We start from the raw sequence: 8,267 nt of genomic DNA, 5'->3' as shown, positions 1-8,267 counted from the left end.
GGTCCCACCCGCCCCGGTCCGGTCCGCCCGGGGCGGACCGGCCCTTGACGAACGCCGGGGGGCACGGGATTCTCGGGACGCGGATCGCGCCGGGCGGTCGGGACGGCCCCGGGCGACGAATCGGTTTCCCCTCCGATGCATGAATCGCGACCGAAGCGGGAAACCATGCCGCAGGCAGGATCGAGGCGGTCCCCGGTGACGGGCGCCGCGGTGACGGAAGTGACGGCTCCCGTTCCGACGACCGAGGCGGTCGGAGTGGGCGAGGCGGTCGGGCGCCGGGTCGGTTCGGACCCCGGTTCCGGGCCGTGGCGGTACGCGGCGCGTAGGGTGGACCCCGGTGGTCCGCCCCATGGTTCGGGCCCGGGAATTCCCGGGCGCGTGCGGTGGCTCCCGCGTCGAGGGCGTGAGCAGGGCCGCGGTACCCCCTCCAGGGGCGTTCCACCCCGGTGGGTGGCCGCGCCGGCGGGGGTCGGGAGGGCCGACCGGAGGCATCTCCGGGGTCGGTCCGGGCATTCCCGTGATGCGGTGTGGACATCGGCGTGTCCTGTGGCTACACTGTCTCTTTGCGCTGCCTATTCACTGCTCCCTGTCCGTCACCAGGGGGACCGGCACGCGCGCAGAGAGTCCGAGCCCTCGGAAGGACCCCCTCTTGGCCGCCTCGCGCACCGCCTCGACCGAACACCCGAACAACGGCGCCGGCACCGCTCCGCTGCGCGTCTCCTTCGCGAAGATCCGTGAGCCCCTCGAGGTTCCGAATCTCCTCGCGCTGCAAACCGAGAGCTTCGACTGGCTGCTCGGCAACGATGCCTGGAAGGCCCGCGTCGAGGCCGCGCTGGAGAGCGGACACGACGTTCCCACGAAGTCCGGGCTGGAGGAGATCTTCGAGGAGATCTCCCCGATCGAGGACTTCTCCGGCTCCATGTCGCTGACCTTCCGCGACCACCGCTTCGAGCCGTCGAAGAACTCCATCGACGAGTGCAAGGAGCGCGACTTCACCTACGCCGCGCCGCTCTTCGTCACCGCCGAGTTCACCAACAACGAGACCGGTGAGATCAAGTCCCAGACGGTCTTCATGGGCGACTTCCCGCTCATGACCGACAAGGGCACCTTCGTCATCAACGGCACCGAGCGCGTCGTGGTGTCGCAGCTGGTCCGCTCGCCGGGCGTCTACTTCGACAGCTCCGTCGACAAGACCTCCGACAAGGACCTTTTCTCGGCCAAGATCATCCCCTCCCGCGGCGCGTGGCTGGAGATGGAGATCGACAAGCGCGACATGGTCGGCGTGCGCGTGGACCGCAAGCGCAAGCAGTCGGTCACCGTGCTGCTCAAGGCGCTGGGTTGGACCTCCGAGCAGATCCTGGAGGAGTTCGGCGAGTACGAGTCGATGCGCGCCACCCTGGAGAAGGACCACACCCAGGGTCAGGACGACGCGCTGCTCGACATCTACCGCAAGCTGCGTCCGGGCGAGCCGCCGACCCGTGAGGCCGCCCAGACCCTGCTGGAGAACCTCTACTTCAACCCCAAGCGCTACGACCTCGCCAAGGTCGGCCGCTACAAGATCAACCGCAAGCTCGGCGGGAACGAGTCGCTGGACTCCGGCGTGCTCACCATCGAGGACATCGTCGCCACCATCAAGTACCTGGTGCGCCTGCACGCGGGTGAGACCGAGGCGGTCACCTCCGAGGGCCAGACGATCGTCGTCGAGACCGATGACATCGACCACTTCGGCAACCGGCGCCTGCGCAACGTCGGCGAGCTGATCCAGAACCAGGTCCGCACCGGTCTGGCCCGTATGGAGCGGGTCGTCCGCGAGCGCATGACCACCCAGGACGTCGAGGCGATCACGCCGCAGACCCTGATCAACATCCGGCCGGTCGTCGCCTCCATCAAGGAGTTCTTCGGCACCAGCCAGCTGTCGCAGTTCATGGACCAGACCAACCCGCTCTCCGGGCTGACCCACAAGCGTCGTCTGTCGGCGCTGGGCCCCGGCGGTCTCAGCCGTGAGCGGGCCGGCCTGGAGGTCCGTGACGTGCACCCCTCGCACTACGGCCGGATGTGCCCGATCGAGACCCCCGAGGGTCCGAACATCGGTCTGATCGGTTCGCTCGCCGCCTTCGGTCGGGTCAACGCCTTCGGTTTCGTGGAGACCCCCTACCGTCGCGTCGTCGACGGTGTGGTCACCGACGAGGTGCACTACCTGACCGCCGACGAGGAGGACCGCTTCGTCATCGCGCAGGCCAACGCCAAGCTGGGCGAGGACCTGCGGTTCACGGAGAACCGCGTGCTGGTGCGCCGGCGCGGTGGCGAGATCGACTACGTCACCGGCGAGGACGTCGACTACATGGATGTCTCCCCGCGCCAGATGGTGTCGGTGGCGACCGCCATGATCCCGTTCCTCGAGCACGACGACGCCAACCGCGCGCTCATGGGCTCGAACATGATGCGCCAGGCCGTGCCGCTGCTGAAGGCGGAGGCCCCGCTGGTCGGCACCGGCATGGAGTACCGCGCCGCGACCGACGCCGGTGACGTCATCAAGGCCGAGCAGGACGGCGTGGTCACCGAGGTCTCGGCCGACTACGTCTCCCTGCGCTACGCCGACGGCAGCAACGTCACGCACCGTCTGTCGAAGTTCCACCGCTCCAACCAGGGCACCTCCTTCAACCAGAAGGTGCGGGTGAGCGAGGAACAGGAGGTCGTGGCCGGTCAGGTGATCGCCGACGGTCCCTCGACCGAGCGCGGAGAGCTGGCGCTGGGCAAGAACCTGCTGGTGGCCTTCATGTCGTGGGAGGGCTACAACTACGAGGACGCGATCATCCTCTCGCAGCGGCTGGTGCAGGACGACGTCCTGTCCTCCATCCACATCGACGAGCACGAGGTCGACGCCCGCGACACCAAGCTGGGCCCCGAGGAGATCACCCGGGACATCCCGAACGTCTCCGAGGAGGTCTTGGCCGACCTCGACGACCGCGGCATCGTCCGCATCGGCGCCGAGGTGACCGCCGGTGACATCCTGGTCGGCAAGGTCACTCCCAAGGGTGAGACCGAGCTGACCCCCGAGGAGCGGCTGCTGCGCGCGATCTTCGGCGAGAAGGCCCGCGAGGTCCGCGACACCTCCCTGAAGGTCCCGCACGGCGAGTCCGGCACCGTCATCGGTGTCCGGGTCTTCGACCGCGAGGAGGGTGACGAGCTGCCGCCGGGCGTGAACCAGCTGGTCCGCGTCTACGTGGCGAAGAAGCGCAAGATCACCGACGGTGACAAGCTCGCGGGCCGCCACGGCAACAAGGGCGTCATCTCGAAGATCCTGCCCGTGGAGGACATGCCGTTCCTGGAGGACGGCACCCCCGTGGACGTCATCCTCAACCCGCTGGGCGTCCCCTCCCGGATGAACCCCGGCCAGGTCCTGGAGATCCACCTCGGGTGGCTCGCCTCCCAGGGCTGGAAGGTCGAGGGCGACACCGAGGAGTGGAAGCGCCGGCTCGCGGCGATCGGTGCCGACGACGTCGCGCCGCGCACCAACGTCGCCACCCCGGTGTTCGACGGTGCCCGCGAGGACGAGCTGGTCGGTCTCTTCGAGAGCGCCCTGCCCAACCGGGACGGCGACCGCATGGTCATGCCCACCGGCAAGGCCAACCTGTTCGACGGGCGCTCCGGCGAGCCGTTCCCCGAGCCGATCTCGATCGGCTACATGTACATCCTCAAGCTCCACCACCTCGTGGACGACAAGCTGCACGCCCGTTCCACCGGCCCGTACTCGATGATCACCCAGCAGCCGCTGGGCGGTAAGGCGCAGTTCGGCGGCCAGCGGTTCGGCGAGATGGAGGTGTGGGCCCTGGAGGCGTACGGCGCCGCCTACGCCCTCCAGGAGCTGCTGACCATCAAGTCCGACGACGTGACCGGCCGCGTGAAGGTCTACGAGGCCATCGTCAAGGGCGAGAACATTCCCGAGCCGGGCATCCCCGAGTCCTTCAAGGTGCTCATCAAGGAGATGCAGTCGCTCTGCCTCAACGTGGAGGTGCTGTCCAGCGACGGCATGTCCATCGAGATGCGCGACACCGACGAGGACGTCTTCCGCGCGGCGGAGGAACTCGGTATCGACCTGTCCCGGCGCGAGCCGAGCAGCGTCGAAGAGGTCTGACGGGCCGGGCCGGGACGCGCGCCGAACGGGTGCGCGTCCCGGCCGTCCCCGGACCCCTCATCAGACCACTTGACCGACACACCAACCCTGAGAGGGATTGACGAGAGTGCTCGACGTCAACTTCTTCGACGAGCTCCGCATCGGCCTGGCCACCGCCGACGACATCCGCCAGTGGTCCCACGGCGAGGTCAAGAAGCCGGAGACGATCAACTACCGCACCCTGAAGCCGGAAAAGGACGGGCTCTTCTGCGAGAAGATCTTCGGTCCCACCCGGGACTGGGAGTGCTACTGCGGCAAGTACAAGCGCGTCCGCTTCAAGGGCATCATCTGTGAGCGCTGCGGCGTCGAGGTGACCCGCGCCAAGGTGCGCCGCGAGCGGATGGGCCACATCGAACTGGCCGCCCCGGTCACGCACATCTGGTACTTCAAGGGCGTTCCGTCCCGGCTGGGATACCTGCTGGACCTGGCGCCGAAGGACCTGGAGAAGGTCATCTACTTCGCCGCGTACATGATCACGTACGTGGACGAGGAGCGCCGCACCCGCGACCTGCCCTCCCTGGAGGCCCACGTCTCCGTGGAGCGCCAGCAGATCGAGCAGCGCCGCGACGCCGACCTGGAGAACCGCGCCAAGAAGCTCGAGAACGACCTCGCCGAGCTGGAGGCGGAGGGCGCCAAGTCCGACGTCCGCCGCAAGGTCCGCGAGGGCGCCGAGCGGGAGATGAAGCAGCTGCGCGACCGCGCGCAGCGCGAGATCGACCGCCTCGACGAGGTGTGGAACCGCTTCAAGAACCTCAAGGTCCAGGACCTCGAGGGCGACGAGATGCTCTACCGCGAGCTCCGCGACCGGTTCGGCACCTACTTCGACGGCTCGATGGGCGCCGCCGCGCTGCAGAAGCGGCTGGAGACCTTCGACCTGGACGAGGAGGCCGAGCGGCTGCGGGAGATCATCCGCACCGGCAAGGGCCAGAAGAAGACCCGGGCCCTCAAGCGGCTCAAGGTCGTCTCCGCGTTCCTGCAGACCTCCAACAGCCCCAAGGGCATGGTCCTGGACTGCGTCCCGGTCATCCCGCCGGACCTGCGTCCGATGGTGCAGCTGGACGGTGGCCGCTTCGCGACCTCCGACCTGAACGACCTGTACCGCCGGGTCATCAACCGCAACAACCGCCTGAAGCGACTGCTCGACCTCGGTGCCCCCGAGATCATCGTGAACAACGAGAAGCGGATGCTCCAGGAGGCCGTCGACGCGCTGTTCGACAACGGTCGTCGCGGTCGGCCGGTGACCGGCCCGGGCAACCGTCCGCTGAAGTCGCTCTCCGACATGCTCAAGGGCAAGCAGGGCCGCTTCCGTCAGAACCTGCTGGGCAAGCGGGTGGACTACTCCGCCCGTTCGGTGATCGTGGTCGGTCCGCAGTTGAAGCTGCACCAGTGCGGTCTGCCCAAGGCGATGGCGCTGGAGCTGTTCAAGCCCTTCGTCATGAAGCGGCTGGTGGACCTCAACCACGCGCAGAACATCAAGTCCGCCAAGCGGATGGTCGAGCGCGGTCGCACGGTCGTGTACGACGTGCTGGAAGAGGTCATCGCCGAGCACCCGGTGCTGCTCAACCGGGCCCCCACCCTGCACCGTCTGGGCATCCAGGCGTTCGAGCCGCAGCTGGTCGAGGGCAAGGCGATCCAGATCCACCCGCTGGTCTGCACCGCCTTCAACGCCGACTTCGACGGCGACCAGATGGCCGTGCACCTGCCGCTGTCGGCGGAGGCGCAGGCCGAGGCCCGCATCCTCATGCTGTCCTCGAACAACATCCTCAAGCCGGCGGACGGCCGTCCGGTGACCATGCCCACCCAGGACATGGTGCTCGGACTGTTCTTCCTGACCACCGACGCCGAGGGACGCGAGATCCGGGGCGCCGGTCGCTCCTTCGCCTCCACCGCCGAGGCCGTCATGGCCTTCGACGCGGGGGAGCTCTCCCTCCAGGCCGAGGTGGACATCCGCTTCCCGATCGGGACCGTGCCGCCGCGCGGCTGGACCCCCCCGGCCGTGGCCGAGGGCGAGGAGCAGGAGTGGCAGCCGGGTGACGCCTTCCGGCTGCGGACGACCCTGGGGCGCGCGCTCTTCAACGAGCTGCTCCCGGAGGACTACCCCTTCGTCGACCGTCCGGTCGGCAAGAAGCAGATCTCCGAGATCGTCAACGACCTGGCCGAGCGTTACCCGAAGATCGTGGTCGCGGCGACGCTGGACAACCTCAAGTCGGCCGGTTACCACTGGTCCACCCGCTCCGGGGTGACCGTGGCGGTCTCCGACATCGTCGTGCCCGAGGCGAAGAAGGAGATCATCGCCTCCTACGAGGCGCAGGACGAGAAGGTCCAGAAGCAGTACGAGCGCGGCCTGATCACCAAGGACGAGCGCACCCAGGAGCTCATCGGCATCTGGACCAAGGCGACCAACGAGGTCGCGGAGGTCATGAGCGAGAACTTCCCGAAGACCAACTCCATCTTCATGATGGTGGACTCCGGGGCCCGCGGAAACATGATGCAGATGCGGCAGATCGCCGGTATGCGCGGTCTGGTGTCCAACGCCAAGAACGAGACCATCCCGCGTCCCATCAAGGCGTCCTTCCGCGAGGGTCTGTCCGTGCTGGAGTACTTCATCTCCACGCACGGCGCCCGGAAGGGTCTGGCGGACACCGCCCTGCGGACCGCCGACTCGGGTTACCTGACCCGGCGTCTGGTGGACGTCTCGCAGGACGTCATCATCCGCGAGGAGGACTGCGGCACCGAGCGCGGCCTGAAGCTGCCGATCGCCTCCCGGGGCACCGACGGCGTGCTGCGCAAGGAGGAGAACGTCGAGTCCAGCGTCTACGCCCGGTGCCTCGCCGAGGACGTGGTCGTGGACGGCAAGGTGCTGGCCGGTGCCGGCACCGACCTGGGCGACGTGCTCATCGACGAGCTGGTCCGGCACGGCGTGGAGACGGTCAAGACCCGCTCCGTGCTGACCTGCGAGTCCGCCGTGGGCACCTGCGCGATGTGCTACGGCCGTTCGCTGGCCACCGGCAAGCTGGTGGACATCGGTGAGGCGGTCGGCATCATCGCCGCGCAGTCCATCGGTGAGCCCGGCACCCAGCTGACGATGCGGACCTTCCACACCGGTGGTGTGGCCGGTGACGACATCACCCAGGGTCTGCCGCGTGTGGTCGAGCTCTTCGAGGCCCGGCAGCCCAAGGGTGTCGCGCCGATCTCCGAGGCCGCCGGCCGGGTTCGGATCGAGGAGACCGAGAAGACCAAGAAGGTCGTCGTCACGCCGGACGACGGCACCGACGAGCAGCCGTACCCGGTCTCCAAGCGGGCCCGGCTGACCGTCGGCGAGGGCGACCGCGTCGAGGTGGGTCAGGCGCTCACCGTGGGTGCCACCAACCCGCACGACGTGCTGCGCATCCTCGGCCAGCGGGCCGTCCAGGTCTACCTGGTCAACGAGGTGCAGAAGGTCTACAACTCGCAGGGCGTGGCGATCCACGACAAGCACATCGAGATCATCGTGCGGCAGATGCTGCGCCGCGTGACGATCATCGAGTCCGGCGACGCGGAACTGCTGCCGGGTGAGCTGGTGGAACGCTCGAAGTTCGAGTCGGAGAACCGTCGCGTGGTCGCCGAGGGCGGGCACCCCGCCTCCGGTCGCCCGCAGCTGATGGGGATCACCAAGGCGTCGCTGGCCACCGAGTCGTGGCTGTCGGCGGCGTCCTTCCAGGAGACGACCCGGGTGCTCACCGACGCGGCGATCAACGCCAAGTCGGACTCCCTGATCGGCCTCAAGGAGAACGTGATCATCGGTAAGCTCATCCCGGCCGGCACGGGCCTGTCCCGGTACCGGAACATCCGGGTGGAGCCGACGGAGGAGGCGAAGGCCGCGATGTACTCGGCCGTCGGTTACGACGACATCGATTACTCGCCCTTCGGCACCGGATCCGGCCAGGCCGTGCCGCTGGAGGACTACGACTACGGCCCCTACCAGGGCTGAGGCGTACGACACACGCTCCGCACGGGTCGGGTTCGGCCCGATCCACCGCGAGGGCGGTGCTCCCGGGAACGGGGGTGCCGCCCTCGCGGCGTTTCCGGAGGGCGGGAGGGTCGTGGGGGAGCG

Annotated in this window: 2 protein-coding genes; both read left to right on the top strand. The window is 68.3% G+C overall.

Annotated features, from left to right (window positions below):
• Positions 1-649 precede the first annotated feature (649 nt).
• Positions 650-4,135 (top strand): DNA-directed RNA polymerase subunit beta, encoded by a 3,486-nt coding sequence (gene rpoB, locus FNQ90_RS06600; RefSeq protein WP_182605404.1) that lies wholly within the window; start codon positions 650-652, stop codon positions 4,133-4,135.
• A 106-nt stretch (positions 4,136-4,241) separates the two neighbouring features.
• Positions 4,242-8,144, top strand: a complete 3,903-nt coding sequence (locus FNQ90_RS06595) for a DNA-directed RNA polymerase subunit beta' (RefSeq protein WP_143616585.1) — start codon at positions 4,242-4,244, stop codon at positions 8,142-8,144.
• The last annotated feature ends 123 nt before the right edge of the window (positions 8,145-8,267 follow it).

Source organism: Streptomyces alkaliphilus (assembly GCF_014141535.1).
Classification (GTDB): Bacteria; Actinomycetota; Actinomycetes; order Streptomycetales; family Streptomycetaceae; genus Streptomyces; species Streptomyces alkaliphilus.
This window is presented reverse-complemented; position numbering and strand designations above follow the sequence as displayed.